This is a genomic window from Chryseobacterium rhizosphaerae (assembly GCF_003385455.1).
Taxonomy (GTDB): Bacteria; Bacteroidota; Bacteroidia; order Flavobacteriales; family Weeksellaceae; genus Chryseobacterium; species Chryseobacterium rhizosphaerae.
This window is the reverse complement of the sequence record NZ_QNUF01000007.1, coordinates 109,400-127,863: the sequence shown is the minus strand read 5'-3', so window position 1 is coordinate 127,863 and position 18,464 is coordinate 109,400. Positions and strand designations below refer to the sequence as shown.

Sequence of the window (18,464 nt, the reverse complement as noted above, 5' to 3'; positions counted from 1 at the left end):
TTAGTATATCAGGTGTCTCTTCTGCTTACATGAAAATGTTCATCAAAAATATAAGTGACAGGAATTCCTGTAGCAATTTCCCGCTCCAGAATTTCTTCCGGAGATAAATGTTCCAGATACATAATAAGTGAGCGGAGACTGTTTCCATGAGCTACAATCAATACGTTTTGCCCTTCTTTAAGCAAGGGTGCAATGGTAGCTTCAAAATAAGGAATCACCCGGTTGTAGGTGTCTTTAAGGCTTTCTCCCCCCGGGGGAACCACATCATAGGATCTGCGCCAGGCGTGTACCTGTTCATCTCCGTATTTTAGGGCCGTTTCAGCTTTGTTAAGCCCTTCAAGCTCTCCGTAAGAACGTTCATTAAGTGCTTTATCTATGATCACCGGAATATTGGGTTTTCCTATTTCATCGAGGATGATGGTAAGGGTATGTTGTGCTCTGATCAGTGCAGAAGTAAAAGCGATATCTATTTTTTCTTTTTTTAAGATAACAGCTGCTCTTTTAGCCTCTTCAATACCTGCATCAGTAATATCTATATCTTGCCAGCCCGTAAATCTGTTTTCAAGATTCCAGAGTGACTGTCCGTGACGGACCAGGAACAATTTTGCCATTATGTATACGTTATTTAATCTTCAAAGAAGATATTCTAAGGTACGATGATTATTAAAATTATCAAAGATTTTTAACTATAAAAAGCATAACAATTTCAGAAGCTTTGTGCTCAATTGAAGGTAGGTTGATGATAAAGATTTCTCTTTTATAATTTCAGCATTCTTCTGATTCTTGCGTCCAATCCTTCACTGGAAAGCGTTTGTCTCAGACTGTCTACCTTTATAGGAAAGCTGAGTGGGGTGAATGAGCGGGAATGCTTTAAAATAATTTCAGACTTTTCAATTCTTTTAAATGCTTCTACAAGCCGCTGTTCCTGAAGCTGCATATTAAAAACCTCAGTATACGCCTGCTTGATCAGAAAATGATTGGGGTCATAATCTTCCAGGACTTTAAAAATAAGGCCGGCAGAACTTTGTAATGATTTGTTGGACTGCTGTTTACCTGCGTAATTTTGGATAACCATTCCAGAGATCACTGCAATATCCCGGAATTTTCGTCTTGCCATCTCTGCAGAATTAATACTTGCAATCACATCATTCATAAGATTATCTCTTGTTAAGATGGAGGCAAGATTTTCATCATTCAAAGGAATTTCCTTATCGCTGAATAGTTCAAATCCATAATCATTCATGGCCATTGAAAAGGAAATTGGGGTCAGCTTGGAAATACGGTAGGCAATTAATGCAGCCATTACTTCATGAACCAAACGTCCTTCAAACGGATACATAAATAGATGATAGCCTTCACGATTCCTGATCATCTCCACCAAAAACTCATCATCTTTGGGAATATGAGAGTGGGTTTCCTGGTTCACTAACAGCGGATGCAGGAATTTCAGTTCTTTTTCCGAAGCTTTAGGGTTTAAAGCATGAGAAAGTTTCTCTCTCAAAAAATGTCCCAGATTGGAACTGAGAGGTAATCTTCCTCCCAGATAGCTTGGCACCAGGGCTTTTCCTTTTGCTGACCTTACATATACGGTCATATCTTTTATCATGGCTACTTCCAGCGTACGGCCTGCTAAAATAAATTTCTCTTCTTTTTTCAGTTTTGAAATAAAATATTCCTCAATCATTCCTACATAGCCACCGGAAATAAATTTCACTTTTAGCATAGCATCACTTACAATCACCCCCATATTCATACGGTGTAGCATGGCTATTTTCCGTGAAATTACTTTGTATAAGCCGTCTTCCATAATGACGATTTTATGAAATTCTTCATAGTTTTTTAAAACGTGGCCGCCGATAGTCAGAAATTCAAGGATACTTTTCCATTCTTCATCCGTTATTTCCTGAAAAGCATAGACTTTTTTAATCCTTTCATATAATTCATCAGGATAAAAACCATCACCTACCGCCAGGGTCATCAGAAACTGAACCAGAACATCAAAACATAAAACCTGAGGCTCTCTGGGTTCTACAATCTTTTGTTTTACCGCCTCCTTTAAAGCTGAAACTTCAATCAGTTCTAAAGAATGGGTAGGTACACAATATATTTTAGAAGTTTCAAAAGGGGAGTGTCCACTTCGTCCGGCCCGTTGGAGAAACCTTGCAACACCCTTTGCCGATCCGATCTGAATGACGGTGTCAACGGGTTTAAAATCTATCCCCAAATCTAAAGATGAGGTAGAGACTACAGCTTTTAATTTTCCTGAGCTTAAATTTTCTTCAATCCAGATTCTGAGATGGGCATCAATAGAACTGTGATGAATGGCAATTTGCCCGGCAAAGTCAGGATAAGCGTCCAGCAGCAACTGGTACCACATCTCGCTTTGGCTTCGGGTATTGGTAAAAACAATGGTTGATTTTGAATCCAGAATAATAGGGACTACTTTATCGGCCAATTTATTCCCCAGATGCCCGGCCCACGGCAATATCTCTATTTCATTCGGGAACACAGGAATAATATCTATTTTTTTGTGTTCTTTGGCAGTGATTTTCACCTTTTTTATGTCATAGGGAATAAGAACTTCCATGGCTTCATCAAGGTTTCCTATGGTAGCGGTAATTCCCCATATTTTAATTTTGGGAACATACTTTCTAAGCTGCGAAATCCCCAGTTCTACCATGACACCCCGTTTCGAGCCCAGAAGTTCATGCCATTCATCAACAACAACGCTTTTCAAATCCCGGAAAAAACTTTCGTTATTTTTCTGTGCCAGCAGAAGATGAAGGCTTTCCGGCGTTACCACAAGAATTTCAGGCATTTTTTTTATCTGCTGCTGTCTCAGTTTTAGATCTGTATCACCGTTTCTTACTCCAACAGCCCAATCCAGCCCGATTTCATCAATGGCTTCCTGCATAGCCTTAGCAATATCCTTAGACAGGGATCGGAGAGGAGTAATCCATATCATTTGCAAGCCTTTTTTATAATTTTCCGGATGATTCAGAAAATCAGAAACCAATGCTAAAAAAACAGAAAATGTTTTTCCAAAGCCGGTAGGTGCTATTACCATTCCACTATATCCACTTCCAAATTTCCGCCATGTATCCGTTTGGAATTTGAAAGGTGATATATCCTTACCTGTCATCCATTGCTGAATGATGGTAAATCCACTGGTATGTTCAAAAGCTGCCAAATTACTGTATTAATTTTTTTATTTCTTCCAGATTATCAATTTCATCCACCGTTTTATCTTTCCTCCATCTTACAATTCTTGGAAACCTTAGGGCTACACCGCTTTTATGACGGTTACTGAATCCTATCCCTTCAAAAGCGATTTCAAAAACAAGTTCCGCTTTTACCGTCCGCACCGGACCAAATTTTTCAATAGCATTTTTGTTCACAAACCGGCTGACTTCCATGATTTCTTTATCAGTAAGCCCGGAATAGGCTTTTGCTATGGTTACCAGGGTATCTCCGTTTTTTACGGCAAAACTGTAGTCGGTATAGTAAGCACTTCTTCTGCCGCTGCCTTTTTGGGCATAGATTAAAACAGCATCAATGGTAAATGGGTTGATTTTCCATTTCCACCAATCTCCTTTTTTTCGTCCGGAGTGATAGGGAGAGTTCATTTGTTTCAGCATCAATCCTTCACTATTGACAGCCCTTGAATTTTCCCGGATAGCGTTTAATTCTTCCCATTTTTGAAAATCTATAGCTCTGGAAATACTAATGTTTCCGGGATTTTCATTGAGTAATAATTCTTCCAGCATGGCCCTTCTTGAGGAGATAGGTTTCTCCCGCAGGTCATTATTTTCAAGCTCCAGGAGGTCATATACGAATACTTCTATAGGAATTTCTGATACCATTTTCTTAGTTAAAGTTTTCCTGTTCAATCTCTTTTGTAATTCGTTAAAATTTAAAACTTTACCATCCTTTACCGCAAGTATTTCTCCATCTAAAACAAAGTTGCCTTTCATGGCCTTTACAGTGTCGGTAATTTCCGGAAACTGTTCCGTGACAAGCTCTTCTCCTCTGGACCATATAAAGACTTCATCATTCCTGCGGATGATCTGTCCCCGTATTCCATCCCATTTATATTCCACCAGCCATTCATGAGGATCTCCTAGCTGATTAGGTTCTTTTTCTAATGGATAGGCCAGGCAAAACGGATAAGGTTTTGAATTATCCGGGTTGATATTTTCAGCAGAAATTAATTCTTTAAAAGAGACCTCATCGGGTTTCCATTTTCCCATAAGGCTGTGCATAAGTACACTGGATTCTTGTCCGGAAAATCTCGTCAGCGCATTGATTAACGTTTTATCTGAAACACCAATACGGAAACTGCCCCCAATGAGTTTATTGAAGATCAAACGTTCCGTATAGTCCAGACCATTCCATGATTTTAGAACAAATTCTTTCTTTTCTGCTTCTGTTTTATCTTTTAAATGAACAATTTCGTTCATCCATTGTGATAAAGTACGGTCAATTTTTTCCTGAGGTGGAGGAAGTATCAGTGAAATTGTTTCTCCAAGATCTCCTACAGAAGAATAAGATTCCTGAAATAACCAGAATGGAAGGTCGGTGATTTCCAATACCCATTCTTTCATGTAATTGGTGTTGATATTTCTTTTGGGCCTTTTGCCTGTAAATAAAGCAATAAACCATAGCTTATCTTCATCCGGAGAACGTTCCAGATAATCAAGGATAGCCTCAATCTTAGCATTGGTTTTATTGGTTGTTTCCAAAGCATTGATCAGATCTGCAAAATGTCTCATACTTCCGGGTTTTCTTGATTTACCTTTTCTGTTTCTTCATCATCTTCGCCAAAAAGAGTTTCTACTACATCGGCATGAATACCAATTTCATTCAGATATTTTGAGAATATTTCAGTCTGCCCATGGGTGACATGTACAATTTCGGCTTCTGTAGCTTTTACGGTTTGCAAAAGGCCCTTCCAGTCTGCATGGTCACTCATGGCAAATCCCGCATCGGCACTCCGCCATCTTCGGGCACCACGCACCTGCATCCATCCGGAACATATAGCGGTTGCCGGATCAGGAATTTTTTTTATCATATTGCTGTCCAGTAAAGCTGGAGGAACAATGACAATTTCATGTTCCATCTCTTTAGGACGTTCTTTAAAATCTGCTATGGTATAATCGGGAAGTTTGATTCCAACGGTTTCAAAAGCCTCGTTCAATTTTCCAATGGAGTAGTGGACATATATTTCTCCCAATCCTTCCACGGCTTTCATAATCCGCTGCGCTTTTCCTAAAGAATATCCGATAAACACGGATGTTTTATTATTTTCTTTATTCTTCAGCACCCAATTTTGGAGCTTCTTATTTAAATCCTGAACTTCTAACCAATTGTAAATAGGCAGTCCAAAAGTGCTTTCTGTAACAAACTCATTGCATTTCACGAGTTCAAAAGGAGTACTCAGCCCATCATACTGAACCTTATAATCCCCTGAAATGACCATTACATACCCTTTATATTCCAGCCTGATCTGTGCAGAACCAATAATATGCCCCGCAGGATGAAGCGAAACCTGTACCCCATTCATATTAATTTTTTCTCCGTATTCCACACCCTGACATTCAATATCCGGTCCTATTCTTTGATACAGAATGGGTTTTGTAAAATGATGACAAAGGTATTTTTTCATTCCCCAGCGGGCATGGTCAGCATGTCCATGGGTAATGACTGCCATATCTACAGGCCTCCACGGATCTATATAAAATTTTCCCTGGGGACAGTAAATTCCTTTTTTAGTAAATGTGATTAATTTCAATGGTGTGATTGGTTTTGTAGAATAAGCTTCAAAAACTTAACCAATTTACAATAAACCGTTTATTTTTATGCCGTCCTATGAAAATATCTTACCGTTATCCAATACATCAGATGAACTTTTCAGCAATAAAAGAATGAACTTTCCAACAATAGTAACCTTCTGAAAATCATTGAAATTTGTAGTATCATAAAAAAAGAATACAATGAGTAAAACAATTTTGATTACAGGTGCAGCAAGCGGATTTGGGAAGATTGCTGCTTTCGATTTGGCAAAGAAAGGACACAAAGTAATTGCCACAGCTCAGGTTTATCCTCAGATGAGTGATTTAATCAGAGAAGCTAAAGAAAAGGGGATTGATCTTACGGTTGATAAACTGGATGTCACCAACTCTCGTGATATTGCTTATATCCATCAAAAATACGATATTGATATTTTAATTAGCAACGCCGGAATTATGGAAGGAGGTCCTATTGCTGAACAGCCACTGGAATTAGTCCGTTCTATGTTTGATGTGAATGTCTTTGGTGGGCTGGAGCTGGCTCAGGGGTTTGTCAAGAAATTCATTGAACAAAAGAAGCCGGGGAAAATCGTATTTACCACTTCTATGGGTGGATTATGGACGGTGCCGTATGTGGCTGCATATTGTGCATCAAAACATGCAATGGAAGCCATTGCAGAGGGCTTAAAAACAGAACTGGCCCAGTTTGATATTAAAATTGCAACGTGCAATCCGGGAGTATTTGGAACAGGCTTTAATGACCGTGGGGTAGACTCTATTTTCCGTTGGTATAATCCTGAGACCAACTTCACACCTCCATCTGTCTTTGAAGGTACAGCAGAATCATTGGCCCATCAGTTAGATCCTCAATCTATGGCAGACTGTATCGTGAATGTTGCTTTGGATGATCATTCTAATTTCAGAAATGTACACCCGAAAGAAACGGAGGATTTTGTAAAACAGCTTCAGGCCGAAGCATGGACAGCAAAAAGTTAATCATATGGGAATCAGTTATGATCTGGCAGAAAAGGCTTTAAAAGCCGCTGTCGGGAAAGCAAAAGCCCTGAATATTCCTGTCAGCATTGCCGTGGTGGATGCGGGGGGACATCTGGTCTCTTTTGCCCGGTTAGACAGTGTATATGGGGTGATTGATTTTGCAGTAAAAAAAGCAAAGACAGCCGTTATGTTTGGTGTTGACAGTGAGATTATGGGCAGTATTATTGCGGGAGCAGAGATGCATGGCTATGGAATGCTGAATTCTAATGACGGGCTGTTAACCATTGCCGGAGGAGTCGTTATTAAAAATGCTCAGGGAGAAATCATAGGAGCAATTGGTTCTTCAGGCGGAAGTCCCGAAGAGGATAAAGAAATTGCAGGTGCAGGAGCTTCCGGTATTGCTTAAATTTCAGATATTTGTATCATGGAGAACACTTCTGAAATTATATTTGACAAACTGGTTTACTCATGCGCTTTTGAAACCTACAGAGGAAATGAAGAGTTTATACCGGATCATTTTCTGGGATTTCAAATATCCGGAGAAACTCATGCTTTTCATGATCAGGGAAAGACCATTGTTAAAGAAAATACCGTGGTTCTGGTCAGAAAAAATCAATTGATCCGGACTATTAAGTATCCTTCAGAAAAAGAAAAGTATCAGTTTATATCCATCAATCTTGACATCGAAACATTGCGGCAATATGCTACAGAAAATAAAATTGTGATGGATGCTCCGTTTGCGGGTAATCAAAAGCTATTCTTTGAACCGGATGATTTTTTCAGAGGTTATTTTCAGTCTCTTATTCCTTATGTTGATAAAACAAAAGAAGTAACGCTGAGACTGGCTATTTTGAAGATCAGGGAAGCCATAGAACTTATCTTGCAGAGCAATCCGGATTTTAAAAATCTACTGTTTGATTTTTCAGAGCCTCATAAGATCGACCTTAAAGAATTTATGAATAAAAATTTCATGTTTAATGTGTCTGTAGAGGCTTTTGCCAAACTTACAGGACGTAGCCTTTCGGGATTTAAAAGGGATTTTAATAAGACTTTCAATAAGACGCCCAAACAGTGGCTAAAGGAGAAAAGGCTAGAGGAAGCGTATTATCTGATCAGGCATAAACAAAAAAAGCCCTCAGATATTTATCTGGATCTTGGTTTTGAAAATCTGTCTCACTTTTATTATTCCTTTAAAAGAAAATACGGCATGACAACATCTGAAGTTTAGTTTGAAATAAATGATGGTGAAAATTCCATGATTAAAAAAACACATCAATATAAAAAAGGAGCGAAATAATCGCTCCTTTTTTATTTAAGGGATCATTTTTTCTGCTTTTAATTTCTCAAAAACTTCAGCGAAGGAATCTTCGGTACTTTTAAAGGCAGTAAAGCCCAGTTTTCTGCTTTTAGACATATCACACATCACCTCAAGAGGTCTTCCAAGGTCCAGGTCGGTATGCCATGCTGAAGATAATTTGTTTAAATGATTTTCTTTCAAATCATATTTTTCTGCTATTGCTTTCCATAAAGGATGATCATTTTGCAGTTCTTTTTCAAGAGGTCTTACCGAACCATTAAATCCTTCTGCTTCAATCCCAAACCGGTCCGCCAATCTTTTCCAAAGCCATTTCCATCGGAATATATCTCCATTGGTAATATTAAAAGCCTGATTTTTTGCGGTTTCGGTGGTGGAGGCCCAAATTAACTGTTTGGCCAATACTTTAGCATCGGTTACATCTGATACGCCATTCCATTGGGCTTCAGACCCAGGCCAGATAAATTTCCTGCCGGTTTCTTTACAAATACTGGCATAGACGGCTAAGGTAGTCCCTATATTCATAAGATTTCCAACGGCATAGCCTACGACAGTATGAGGTCTGTGAACACTCCAGGTGAAACCTTCTCTCTCAGAAGCCTGGTATACTTCATCTTCCTGAGCATAATAAAAATTGGGAAGCGAAAGTCTGGGGTGTTCTTCCCGAACTGGTGTTTCCGGCAGTATTCCATCTTTTGCATAGGCTTCAAAAGGTCCGAGATAATGCTTCAGCCCTGTAACCAAAGCAACATGCTGAACAGATTTTTTAGGAGATAAAACATGTAACAGATTCCTTACCAATGCGCTGTTTACACGGATATTTTCTTCTTCGGTATCGTTACGCATCCAGGTAGTAAAATAAACGTGGGTAGGAGAGATCCCTGCCAGTGCTTCAGTGAGGTTTTCTTCGTCCAGAAGGTTCGCCTTAACAGGGCGAAGTCCCGGAATAGCATTGTCTATATTTCTGGATAATCCATAAGTGATCCAGCCCTGCGCAATCAGTTCTTCAGCAAGATTACTTCCCGTAATCCCGGTAGCACCTACTACCAATGCGATATTTCCTATATTTTCCATAATATTTATAAAAATTATTTTACAAAATTACGGCGCCTACAGACCTGCAAGCTTGACCTGGATCATGCGTTTGAATTGATCTGGATCAATTTTTATTCAAAGAAATCTTTTTACGGATCCTGCTTATCGTTTCAGGTGCCAGCCCAAGATAGGACGCAATAAGGTTGTGAGGGACTCTTTTAATCATTTCGGGATTTTTCTGGGCCAGCTGCAGGTATTTTTCTTCTGCAGTATAGCTATTGGAAACAATAAGTCTTTGATCTTTGGTTACCAGGCTGTTTTGGTATAAAATTCTGAAATAGCGATCCATGACAGGAACCTCCACCATCATCTTTTCATAGTTTTCCAGGGTAATCATCAGGACTTCGGTTTCTTCGATGGCGTCGATATTTAATACTGCCTTTTCCTGATGAACAAAACTATTGAAATCGGAGATCCACCAGCCTTCAAAAGCAAACATATTGATGTGCTCATTTCCTTTTTCATCCAGAAAATAAGATTTCAACAGCCCTTTACTCACAAAAGACAAACATTTACAGATATTTCCTTCCTGAAGCAGATACTGTTTTTTACGGAGTTTTTTTACGGTAAAGAAAGACTGAACCTGGTTTTTCTGATCTTCTGTGATATCAACCTTATTTTCGATATGGGAAAGCAGGACCTCAAACATCAAATAAATATTTTCATCAAAAATAATGCTTTCCGAAGCAAGATAAGTTCTATTTTTCAAAATCATAGAGGTTAATCCCTATTTCCTGATTTTTAACTTTTACCACTCTGGTATGTAAAGGATAAAAAATAAATTCTGCAGCTCCCTGAATGGTGGCCTCCAAAAGATGGCCAGCCAGGGCAGTGTAATCTTCTCTTCCCAGGGTAATATGGAGATGAAGGCTTATCTTTTCTTCTATTTCAGCTACATTTCCGGAAATATGGGTCACTTCCATTTGTTCTTTAAACGTTTTATCCACATAGTTTTTTGTTGAAGGATTAAAGAAACGAAGGGTAGCCTCACTTACGGCTCCTATTCCGGTAACTTCCCCTGCCTGAATATTCTGATTCCGAATAAAATCCGTTAATGCTTCAACGATATTCGACCGGTTTGTAAGGCTGACAATATAAATACGATCAACTTTTATGGCTGACCAATGGGTTCCTTTGAAGCTATGTCTACTCATAACCTTGTTTTCTTATTTTGAAGCAAAAAATCTACCAACCAGGCGCTTTATCGATTAAGTTTTTATTATATTTTGAGTGAGAAATTTTTAAAACCGGAGAAACTTTCTGAAATTTGCAGCAAATAAAAAATCAATGAAGATTGTAGATATTGAAAGTTGGAACAGAAAGGAGCATTTTGAATTTTTTTCAGGGATGGCAAGTCCTTACCTTGGTTTTACAACGGAAGTGGATTGTACCAAAGCTTATGAAACGGCTAAAGAAAAAGGATACTCTTTCTTTGCATATTATTACCATAAGTCTATGGTTGCTGTCAATACCGTTGAAGAATTAAAACTTAGAATAGTAGATGAGGATGTCGTTCAATTTGATACCGTTCATGCAGGAAGCACTATTGGAAGGCCTGATGGAACTTTTGGTTTTTCATTTACACATTTCTCGGAAGATTTTGAAATATTCAATGCAGCTTTGCAGGAAGAAATAAAGGGAGTACATCAATCATCAGGACTTCGGTTAAGCAACGACAGACTGGGAAAAGATCATATAAGACATACAACTATTCCATGGAACTCTTTCAGTGCCATTCTGCATCCTACAGATTTCAACACCACAGAATCGGTACCAAAGATTGCTTTTGGAAGATTTAGTATCCGTGATGGGAAAAAATATATGCCGGTTTCTATTGAGGCACATCATGGATTGGCTGATGGAATTCACCTTGCGAAATATGTAGAGGAATTTCAGAGACAGCTTGATCTGTAACAAAAATTTTTTTAGAGTCCGATTAGGCTGGTGATTTAAAGGACAGGAGAGGTTTCCTGCTGGTATTTTGCTTTCTAATAATAGATTTTCCGTTGTTCAATCTTTAGAATATTATCTTTTTCCATTTGCTTTATGGTACGTATAACGGTTTCTACGCATAATCCGGTAAGGGAAGCAAGCTGCTGGCGGGTAAGCGGTATCTGAAATGAATAGGCAGCCTTATCATCATGATAGCTTTTCAGATAATCCAGCAGTAATTTTAATTTTGAAACAGGGTTTTGAAAGGAAAGATTATACAGCATAATATATTTATAATACATTCTTTCAGCAAGACATTGATAGACATTCAGTGAAATTTCAGGATTGCTTTTTATGAGATTTAAAAAACTTTCTCTTGATATCCTGAAGATAAAGGAGTTTTCCATGGCTAGAGCGTTCATGGGATAAGGGCGGTCAACAAATAAAAGTGACTCACCAAAGCTGTGACCGTCAGAAAATATATTCTGGATAAACTCTTTGCCATCTTCAGTATAATTATTAAGCTTGATTTTTCCTTTTTCAATCTGATAATAGTATATCGGATATTCCTCTTCACGGAAAATAAGATCTCCCGCATTATAATTTATGGTTTCAGCTCCAAAAGAAATTAATAAATCTTCAGTGATCATATGTTGTGATTTATACTTGATTAAAACGTAAACACCTTTTTTACAGGTTACCGGAATCCGGCATTAAAAAATAAAGGAACACCTATTTTATTTGATTATCTCACAATGTGGTACCATACCGCTACCACGAAACTTCATTTTTTCTTAATATAATTGAAGAGTATTGATCAGGATCATAAAAAGTGAATACAAGAATCTGCTACATTTACCTTGTGTTAAAATAAAGAGAGATAAATAATTGGAAACAGCCTGAACAAAGCTGTTATGATATTTTACTTAAAAACATAACGTGGTATGTATGTGGTACGCTGTTTTAATAGAATTTTAATCATTTTTTCTTTCTTTGCTTTGTGTAAAATGAACGAAAATTCATATTTATAAATATTTTAACAAAATCATTCAACAAGCATAAGGTAATAGGGTGATTTGTTGAATAGTATTTAAAAAAGCAAATAAAATTTTTAATACATAAAAATTATTTCAATTTCTGTGTTGAATGCTCAAAACAGGAATTGATCAATAGAAAAAGATATTGTACTGATGCATAAAGGATGTTGTATCAGACTTTAGTAGAGATGAGAACGTATTATGAAAAACAAAAAACATGAATCCCACTTAGAGGATTTGAATCAGAAGATTCTTGTAGAAGACGAAATTATGGCTCTTGCCAAAGCAAACTCACCCCGTTTGCTTAGTAAATTCAGATTAGTCTATCCTGATTTTTTCGAAAAGTTATCTGCTATACAGCCAGGCCTTAAAAATTCTGAATCTATTTTTTGTATTTATCTTAAGCTTAATATGACGACAAAAGAAATAGCCACCTGTATATTTGTCACCCCAAAAGCGATACAAAACAGGAAAAACAGAATCAGAAAAAAACTCAATATTCCTTCTGAGATTGATATTTATAAATGGTTTAATGAAATTTAAACCATTTTTCTTAGATTTAAACTTCCACAATAGCTTTGTCCAGATCATGATAAAGAAGTATTTTCCAACGGTTCTCTCTTGCTTCTTTTTCCCATTTAAGTCTTAGTTCCATGGCTTTTCTGCCATCGAAATCACTTTTATAAGCCAGGTGATATTTTAAATAGGAGGCCTGTGGTAGATCGTCAGCACCATAAAAAGCTGTCTCTTCATTCTCACGAATCCAGAAAACCTGCATGAATGGAGTATGTCCGCCAACTACTTCATAAGATATCTCCTCAGTAATCTGTCCTTTATCCTCATGCATCCATACAATATGAGGCAATTGGATCAGTTTTTCCAGGGTATCGAAATCGAAAGAAGGATTTCCTTTATTTTCCATGGCAAAATCCAGTTCCCGTTTTTGAATATAAATTTCAGCATTCGGAAAGGTAGCTTCAAAACCATAGTCTGTAGCCGTTACAGCGCCTTCTATATGGTCTTTATGAAGGTGGGAGAGCAGTACTTTTGTAATCTGCTCCGGTTTGATGTTTTCTCTATCCAGGATTTCAGAAACCACAGATACTTCATTCTCATTTTTCCAGCCCATACCTGTATCCAACAGGATATAGTCGTTTTCTGTGATGATGAGAAAAGGCTGTACAGACATTTTGATTCCTTTAGCCGTATCAATATTTTCTGCTGTTAAAAGACTAAAATCTTTTGTTTTGCTTGCTGAGAAATTACCTTCTTTAAGGGGAATGATTTTCATGCTGCAAATTTCTTCAATATTTCTACAACTTCAAAGGTTTTTCATCAATTGGAATCATCAACAAAAGCAATTATACTGATAGTCTACCAGTTGTTCAAGCCGTTTTCCAAAGCTTTTGTATAATTTTCCTGATCAAAAGAGTAAAGGTCGGGAGATTTATGGGCTCCTCCGCGTCTTTGCTCTTCCAGCTTCCTTAAAATACCTAAGTTTTTAATCTTCCTGTAAAAGTTTCCGCGATTAAGGGTTTTACCCAATATGGCTTCATAGAGTTTCTGCAGTTCAGGAAGTGTAAATTTTTCAGGAAGCAGATTATATCCGATGGGTTTATAGGAAATTTTTTCCCTAAGGGTTAGCAGTGCTTTGTCAATGATTTCCCGATGATCCATAGCAAGCTCAATTTCCGGAAGCTGTTTTAAATAAACCCATTCACAGGTTTCACTCATTTCGTCGGCAACCGGGTTAATCTCAGAAGAATTATAGAGGGCATAATAACCCACTGAAATGAACCGCTGTTTCTGGAAAAGACTGTCATCAAAATCTTCAAAATACAACTCGCTTCTGTTTCTCTTCCCAAAAACTCCAAATTCTTCAAGAAAAACGTTGGTTACACCCGTCCTGGATTCCAGAATTCTGAGTACAGCTTCATCCAGGTCTTCATCCTTGTGTACATATCCTCCGGGAAGAAGCCATTGTTTTCGGTAATTCATTTTTGCCAGCAGGACTTTCAGTTCATTCTGATCAAAACCAAAAATAACAGGATCTGCTGAAAGATGAGGGAGATAAATTTCTTTTGCTTCTACAGACCGCTTTAAAATCTGCTCTTTAGAATCGATATCATTCATAAATAAGTGTGTATGACAAATGTAATATAAAAACGGGTCAATGTTTCAGAAAATACTTTATTAAAGCTTGTTTTTAAGAAAAGTCATCTATTGTATCAACAGATTAAATAGATGATGTTCTTTTATTAAAATGATTACCTTTGGGCTCTTATAAAAAGAATATATTTCTGAAGGATCTGATAGGATCCGGTCATTCGAAATCATTTTCTACTCACACTAATTTTTATTTGTAACATGCAGGAGAACGCTTCTAACGGTATTTCAAGGACTGTAATTTGGCTGATGGCCATTATTTCCGGACTTGTAGTAGCCAACAATTATTATAATCAGCCTTTACTGGCCCTTATTTCTGAAGATCTAAATGTTTCGGAAAGTGCGGCGAGCAGGATCTCGGTACTTACCCAAATTGGGTATGCGCTGGGATTATTATTGCTTGTACCGCTGGGAGATAAATTTTATCGTAAGAAGTTGATTTTAATTGATTTATTTCTTGTTTTTGGCTCCCTGTTATGGATGACTTTTGCCACTCAGCTATGGATGTTATATGCCGCCAGTTTATTGATTGGAGCCACATCTGTTATCCCGCAGCTATTTGTTCCTATTGCAGCAGAACTTTCTTCAGATAAGGAGAAAGCCGGCAATATCGGGCTTGTCATGTCCGGTCTGCTATTAGGGATTCTTCTTTCCCGTTTTGTAGGAGGAATTGTAGGTGAAGTCTGGGGATGGAGAGCTATGTTTGGGATTGCGGCTGGCTTAATGATTTTAGTTTGGCTGGCTGTTTATAAAATGCTTCCGGAACTGCATCCTAATTTCAAAGGCACCTATAAAGAGCTGATGCGCTCTGTGGCTCACCTTGCCAAAACACAGCCTATTCTTCAGCTTGCATCATTCCGTGGTGCAATGGCTTTCGGGTCTATGTGTGCTTTGTTTACTACATTGGTTTTCCATATGGAAAAACCTCCTTTTAATGCAGGATCTTCTGTTGTAGGAAGTTTTGGACTGGCAGGAGCGGTAGGAGCATTGGCTGCCGCAAAAGTAGGGAAGCTGCAAAAGTATCTGGATATCAACCGGATTATCCTGTATTCATTATTGATTGTCATAGGAAGCTGGGGGTTCACTTATTTTGCAGGAGAAACCTATTGGGGACTGATTGTAGGTGTAATTCTTGTTGACCTGGGGGTACAGTCCAGTCACATTATGAACCAAACTAATTACTTTTTAATAAAATCCAATGCAGTAAACAGACTCAATACAGTGTATATGGTTTCTTATTTCATTGGAGGATCATTAGGTACCTGGTTGGCTTCTGTTGCATGGCAGAAAGCACAGTGGGCAGGGGTTTGTTTTGTAGGAACAACCTTTGGTGTTTTGGCCCTGATTGCTCATATTCTTTTCTGTCAAAGAGTCAACAAAAAATGAGATCATACCCATACAATAATAAAAAATCTCTGATCAGTATTGATCAGAGATTTTGTTTTTATAAGAAGAAGTTTTAGGCTTCCATAATGTAAGGCTTATTTATAAGGTTCTACCTGTTCCTGTATTAAGTCCCGATGCTTTCCTCCCCATTTACTTAGCTCATTCCAGATAGGAATAAGTTCTCTGGCAATATCTGTCAGCTCATAATCTACCCGGGGTGGTACCTCGGCATGAACTGTTCTTTTCAGTAAGCCTTCTTTCTCCAGTTCTCTTAATTGCAGGGTAAGCATTCTTTCCGTTATTCCCGAAATGGATTTCCTAAGTTCACTGAAACGCAGTTTTCCTTCTTTAAGTTTATCCAGAATCAAAAGCTTCCATCTCCCCCCAATCTTACAGACGGCATAGGTAAGATCGCATTCATGGATATATTGTCTGTTGATATTATTAGTTGAGTTTTCTTTTATTTTCCCCATTACTTACAAATTTGTTAGTACCGTACAATTCGCTGTATACAGTGCAAATGTAAGGTTTGAAATTTAATTTTGTACCATAAAGAGAAAAAATACAGCAGTAATGGAATGATAGCGCTAAAGTTCCCTGTTGAAACAATGTAATTCAAAATTAAAAAACAATGCAGTTTACACCACAAATCAATCAGATTTTAAATCAATTAGAAAAGATACAATCATTTAATGCCCAGAATCCGTTAGATGATACCCGGAAATATCTAGAAACTATGTGTCTTCAGCTTAGCGGAAAAAAGGAACCCGTTACCATGATTGAAGAATTGAATATTCCAAAGGAAAATCATCAGATTCCTATCCGTATTTACCGCCCTAAGGGAAAAACGGCTCATAAATCATCCGCTATTATATATGTACACGGAGGCTGGTTTATTGCCGGAGGATATGAAACTCATGACGCTGTTGTTCGTAAGTTAGCCAATAAAACGGGCTCTGTCATTATTTTTGTAGATTACCGCCTTGCTCCTGAGCATCCTTTTCCTGCGGGACTGAATGATAATATTGATGCTGTAAAATGGGTAATAGATCATGCTGATTCTTTAGGAATTGATCAAAACCAAATAGGGATTATAGGGGACAGTGCCGGAGGAGCCCTTTCAACAGCTGTTTCAACAGAGATAGGAGAGCTGCTGAAATTTCAGGTATTAATTTACCCCGCTGCAGACAATACATTCACTTCAAATTCCTGGAAAGTATATGAAAATGGACCTGTTTTAAATAAAGAAGGAGGAATACAGGCATGGAACTGGTATCTTCCTGCGGATCAGGCCAACAATCCTTTAGCAATACCTATTTTATTGAAAAATTTTAAAAAAACGCCACCGACACTGGTTATTTTAGCAGAGCACGATCCCTTGGTTGATGATGGAAAAGAACTTGCTGATCATATGGAAAATGCAGGTGTTACTGTCAAAAAAAGCTTTTATAACGATATGGTTCATGGGTTTATGCATATGGGAGAAGTCCTGAATGAAACACAATCTGCAATCAACGAAATGTCTGAATTTGCCCATCAAAATTTTAAAATGAGTACAGAAAAGCAGTTATGAAAAAATATGCTTATATAGGTTGTCTGGGATTTATTGCAGTAATCACAACAGAGTTTGGAGTCATTGGTATTCTGCCTCAGATTGCAGAACATTATAACATCAGTATTGATAAAGCAGGTTATCTGTTGAGTGCTTTTGCCCTGATCATTGCGCTTACCGGGCCTTTTATGACTTTACTTACCTCAGGATTTGATCGGAAAAAAATAATGCTGGTTGCTATTTTTATGTTTTTGGTTACGGGATTTGTTTCTTCATTTTCACCACCATTCTGGCTGCTGATGATGGTAAGAATACTTCCGGCATTTCTGCAGCCGGTATATATAGCATCCGCTTTGGCGGTAGCCGTATCTCAGGCTGAAGAACATAAAAAAAACGAACTGATGAGCATTGTTTTTAATGGGGTTGCCATCGCCATGGTAACAACTGTTCCTTTTGCTACATGGATTTCTGGTCTTTGGTCATGGGAATATTCTTTTATGATTCAGACTGCAGTAAGTTTAATAGCACTGATTGCGATTCAGTTTCTGTTACCGTCAATGCCTGTACAGGAGAAAAAATCTTTTGGAAGTCAGGTGAGTATTCTTAGCCAGCCTTCTTTTATCTTAAGCACATTAACTAATTTTTTTATGATTACGGCCTGGTTTTCTACATACAGTTATTTTGCAGACTACCTTAACAAAGCAAAAGGGATGGATACCACAATGATAAGTTATATGCTGCTGGTTTTTGGAATTATTGGAATCTTTGCCAACTGGATTGCCGGGAAGATGCTTAATAAAAATGTTCCTGGAACAACGGCATTTTTCCTTTCCGGAACTATTTTAGTGCCCATCCTGTTATACGTTTCAGACGGAAATATGATAGCCACTATTCTGGTGATCGGGATTTGGGGTTTCCTTTATTCACCAAGCTTTTTGAATGCTTCTACTTATATGATATCGGCAGCTCCCGGTTCTTTAGAATTTGCCAACAGTCTGGCCACCTCCTTCGGAAATTTAGGAGTTACCTTAGGAACAACTATCGGAGGGTGGATTATCATCACAAAAGGAGTTGTTTTTACGCCCTGGGTAGGACTTGTTTTTGGACTTCTTGCATTTTCCATGATGATCTTAAAAGGACTGTATGAAAAACGAAACCAGTCTATACTACCTTGTAAAGAATAAACTGTAATAAAT

The 18,464-nt window shown here is 37.9% G+C and carries 19 protein-coding genes; 8 read left to right on the top strand and 11 right to left on the bottom strand.

The window, feature by feature from the left end:
• Nucleotides 1-8: 8 nt before the first annotated feature.
• The 4 genes from DRF57_RS08375 to DRF57_RS08360 all read right to left on the bottom strand — a co-directional run bounded on the left by DRF57_RS08375 (nucleotide 9) and on the right by DRF57_RS08360 (nucleotide 5,791).
• Nucleotides 9-611 carry a 2,3-bisphosphoglycerate-dependent phosphoglycerate mutase gene (locus tag DRF57_RS08375; RefSeq protein ID WP_047492737.1) on the bottom strand — a complete coding sequence of 201 codons (603 nt, stop codon included), beginning with the start codon at nucleotides 609-611 and terminating at the stop codon, nucleotides 9-11.
• A gap of 146 nt (nucleotides 612-757) precedes the next feature.
• A complete protein-coding gene (locus tag DRF57_RS08370) occupies nucleotides 758-3,190 on the bottom strand; it encodes a ligase-associated DNA damage response DEXH box helicase (RefSeq protein WP_115917907.1) in 2,433 nt (810 codons plus the stop codon).
• A gap of 1 nt (nucleotide 3,191) precedes the next feature.
• Nucleotides 3,192-4,772, bottom strand: a complete 1,581-nt coding sequence (locus DRF57_RS08365) for an ATP-dependent DNA ligase (RefSeq protein ID WP_115917905.1) — start codon at nucleotides 4,770-4,772, stop codon at nucleotides 3,192-3,194.
• Nucleotides 4,769-5,791, bottom strand: a complete 1,023-nt coding sequence (locus tag DRF57_RS08360; protein ID WP_115917903.1) for a ligase-associated DNA damage response exonuclease — start codon at nucleotides 5,789-5,791, stop codon at nucleotides 4,769-4,771. Before DRF57_RS08360 ends, DRF57_RS08365 begins: the two co-directional genes overlap by 4 nt.
• A 202-nt stretch (nucleotides 5,792-5,993) precedes the next feature.
• Between DRF57_RS08360 and DRF57_RS08355 the strand changes: the two genes are divergently transcribed.
• Genes DRF57_RS08355 through DRF57_RS08345 form a run of 3 tightly spaced genes read left to right on the top strand, consistent with a single transcriptional unit; the run spans nucleotide 5,994 to nucleotide 8,013 of the window.
• Entirely contained in the window at nucleotides 5,994-6,785 is a 792-nt protein-coding gene (locus DRF57_RS08355; protein WP_047492747.1) for an SDR family oxidoreductase, read from the top strand.
• Nucleotides 6,786-6,789: 4 nt separating this feature from the next.
• A complete protein-coding gene (locus DRF57_RS08350; RefSeq protein ID WP_047492749.1) occupies nucleotides 6,790-7,191 on the top strand; it encodes a GlcG/HbpS family heme-binding protein in 402 nt (133 codons plus the stop codon).
• A gap of 18 nt (nucleotides 7,192-7,209) precedes the next feature.
• Complete coding sequence (locus DRF57_RS08345; protein WP_047492751.1) at nucleotides 7,210-8,013, top strand: helix-turn-helix domain-containing protein; 804 nt, start codon at nucleotides 7,210-7,212, stop codon at nucleotides 8,011-8,013.
• An 84-nt stretch (nucleotides 8,014-8,097) separates the two neighbouring features.
• Here the strand turns inward: DRF57_RS08345 and DRF57_RS08340 are convergent, their stop codons facing one another.
• The 3 genes from DRF57_RS08340 to DRF57_RS08330 form a co-directional block, all read right to left on the bottom strand.
• On the bottom strand, nucleotides 8,098-9,174 hold the full coding sequence (locus DRF57_RS08340) for an SDR family oxidoreductase (protein ID WP_228450235.1): 1,077 nt from the start codon (nucleotides 9,172-9,174) through the stop codon (nucleotides 8,098-8,100).
• 85 nt (nucleotides 9,175-9,259) lie between these two features.
• Entirely contained in the window at nucleotides 9,260-9,904 is a 645-nt protein-coding gene (locus DRF57_RS08335) for a Crp/Fnr family transcriptional regulator (protein ID WP_228450233.1), read from the bottom strand.
• Nucleotides 9,894-10,349 (bottom strand): PPC domain-containing DNA-binding protein, encoded by a 456-nt coding sequence (locus DRF57_RS08330; RefSeq protein WP_115917901.1) that lies wholly within the window; start codon nucleotides 10,347-10,349, stop codon nucleotides 9,894-9,896. The genes DRF57_RS08335 and DRF57_RS08330 overlap by 11 nt, the downstream gene beginning before the upstream one ends.
• A 133-nt stretch (nucleotides 10,350-10,482) precedes the next feature.
• On the opposite strand from DRF57_RS08330, the gene DRF57_RS08325 reads away from it, so the two are divergent.
• Nucleotides 10,483-11,109, top strand: a complete 627-nt coding sequence (locus tag DRF57_RS08325) for a CatA-like O-acetyltransferase (protein WP_047492758.1) — start codon at nucleotides 10,483-10,485, stop codon at nucleotides 11,107-11,109.
• Between the two features lie 74 nt (nucleotides 11,110-11,183).
• Here the strand turns inward: DRF57_RS08325 and DRF57_RS08320 are convergent, their stop codons facing one another.
• Nucleotides 11,184-11,777 carry a Crp/Fnr family transcriptional regulator gene (locus DRF57_RS08320; RefSeq protein ID WP_115917899.1) on the bottom strand — a complete coding sequence of 198 codons (594 nt, stop codon included), beginning with the start codon at nucleotides 11,775-11,777 and terminating at the stop codon, nucleotides 11,184-11,186.
• 588 nt (nucleotides 11,778-12,365) lie between these two features.
• Between DRF57_RS08320 and DRF57_RS08315 the strand changes: the two genes are divergently transcribed.
• Nucleotides 12,366-12,707 (top strand): helix-turn-helix transcriptional regulator, encoded by a 342-nt coding sequence (locus DRF57_RS08315; protein ID WP_052188711.1) that lies wholly within the window; start codon nucleotides 12,366-12,368, stop codon nucleotides 12,705-12,707.
• Between the two features lie 16 nt (nucleotides 12,708-12,723).
• Here the strand turns inward: DRF57_RS08315 and DRF57_RS08310 are convergent, their stop codons facing one another.
• Entirely contained in the window at nucleotides 12,724-13,455 is a 732-nt protein-coding gene (locus tag DRF57_RS08310) for an MBL fold metallo-hydrolase (protein ID WP_115917897.1), read from the bottom strand.
• Nucleotides 13,456-13,538: 83 nt separating this feature from the next.
• Nucleotides 13,539-14,297 (bottom strand): NUDIX hydrolase, encoded by a 759-nt coding sequence (locus DRF57_RS08305; protein WP_047492768.1) that lies wholly within the window; start codon nucleotides 14,295-14,297, stop codon nucleotides 13,539-13,541.
• 234 nt (nucleotides 14,298-14,531) lie between these two features.
• Here DRF57_RS08305 and DRF57_RS08300 point away from each other — a divergent pair, with 234 nt between their 5' ends.
• On the top strand, nucleotides 14,532-15,716 hold the full coding sequence (locus tag DRF57_RS08300) for an MFS transporter (protein ID WP_115917895.1): 1,185 nt from the start codon (nucleotides 14,532-14,534) through the stop codon (nucleotides 15,714-15,716).
• A gap of 95 nt (nucleotides 15,717-15,811) precedes the next feature.
• Here DRF57_RS08300 and DRF57_RS08295 read toward each other — a convergent pair whose 3' ends face one another.
• Nucleotides 15,812-16,189 (bottom strand): winged helix-turn-helix transcriptional regulator, encoded by a 378-nt coding sequence (locus DRF57_RS08295; RefSeq protein WP_115917893.1) that lies wholly within the window; start codon nucleotides 16,187-16,189, stop codon nucleotides 15,812-15,814.
• Between the two features lie 158 nt (nucleotides 16,190-16,347).
• On the opposite strand from DRF57_RS08295, the gene DRF57_RS08290 reads away from it, so the two are divergent.
• Nucleotides 16,348-17,289 carry an alpha/beta hydrolase gene (locus DRF57_RS08290; protein WP_115917891.1) on the top strand — a complete coding sequence of 314 codons (942 nt, stop codon included), beginning with the start codon at nucleotides 16,348-16,350 and terminating at the stop codon, nucleotides 17,287-17,289.
• Nucleotides 17,286-18,452, top strand: a complete 1,167-nt coding sequence (locus DRF57_RS08285; protein WP_115917889.1) for an MFS transporter — start codon at nucleotides 17,286-17,288, stop codon at nucleotides 18,450-18,452. The genes DRF57_RS08290 and DRF57_RS08285 overlap by 4 nt, the downstream gene beginning before the upstream one ends.
• Nucleotides 18,453-18,464: the final 12 nt, after the last annotated feature.

What these genes read in the sequence shown, in the direction of transcription:
- DRF57_RS08375 (WP_047492737.1), bottom strand. Translation starts at nt 611, where the DNA reads ATGGCAAAATTGTTCCTGGTCCGTCACGGACAGTCACTCTGGAATCTT.
- DRF57_RS08365 (WP_115917905.1), bottom strand. Translation starts at nt 4,772, where the DNA reads ATGAGACATTTTGCAGATCTGATCAATGCTTTGGAAACAACCAATAAA.
- DRF57_RS08355 (WP_047492747.1), top strand. Translation starts at nt 5,994, where the DNA reads ATGAGTAAAACAATTTTGATTACAGGTGCAGCAAGCGGATTTGGGAAG.
- DRF57_RS08350 (WP_047492749.1), top strand. Translation starts at nt 6,790, where the DNA reads ATGGGAATCAGTTATGATCTGGCAGAAAAGGCTTTAAAAGCCGCTGTC.
- DRF57_RS08345 (WP_047492751.1), top strand. Translation starts at nt 7,210, where the DNA reads ATGGAGAACACTTCTGAAATTATATTTGACAAACTGGTTTACTCATGC.
- DRF57_RS08340 (WP_228450235.1), bottom strand. Translation starts at nt 9,174, where the DNA reads ATGGAAAATATAGGAAATATCGCATTGGTAGTAGGTGCTACCGGGATT.
- DRF57_RS08330 (WP_115917901.1), bottom strand. Translation starts at nt 10,349, where the DNA reads ATGAGTAGACATAGCTTCAAAGGAACCCATTGGTCAGCCATAAAAGTT.
- DRF57_RS08325 (WP_047492758.1), top strand. Translation starts at nt 10,483, where the DNA reads ATGAAGATTGTAGATATTGAAAGTTGGAACAGAAAGGAGCATTTTGAA.
- DRF57_RS08320 (WP_115917899.1), bottom strand. Translation starts at nt 11,777, where the DNA reads ATGATCACTGAAGATTTATTAATTTCTTTTGGAGCTGAAACCATAAAT.
- DRF57_RS08315 (WP_052188711.1), top strand. Translation starts at nt 12,366, where the DNA reads ATGAAAAACAAAAAACATGAATCCCACTTAGAGGATTTGAATCAGAAG.
- DRF57_RS08310 (WP_115917897.1), bottom strand. Translation starts at nt 13,455, where the DNA reads ATGAAAATCATTCCCCTTAAAGAAGGTAATTTCTCAGCAAGCAAAACA.
- DRF57_RS08305 (WP_047492768.1), bottom strand. Translation starts at nt 14,297, where the DNA reads ATGAATGATATCGATTCTAAAGAGCAGATTTTAAAGCGGTCTGTAGAA.
- DRF57_RS08300 (WP_115917895.1), top strand. Translation starts at nt 14,532, where the DNA reads ATGCAGGAGAACGCTTCTAACGGTATTTCAAGGACTGTAATTTGGCTG.
- DRF57_RS08295 (WP_115917893.1), bottom strand. Translation starts at nt 16,189, where the DNA reads ATGGGGAAAATAAAAGAAAACTCAACTAATAATATCAACAGACAATAT.
- DRF57_RS08290 (WP_115917891.1), top strand. Translation starts at nt 16,348, where the DNA reads ATGCAGTTTACACCACAAATCAATCAGATTTTAAATCAATTAGAAAAG.
- DRF57_RS08285 (WP_115917889.1), top strand. Translation starts at nt 17,286, where the DNA reads ATGAAAAAATATGCTTATATAGGTTGTCTGGGATTTATTGCAGTAATC.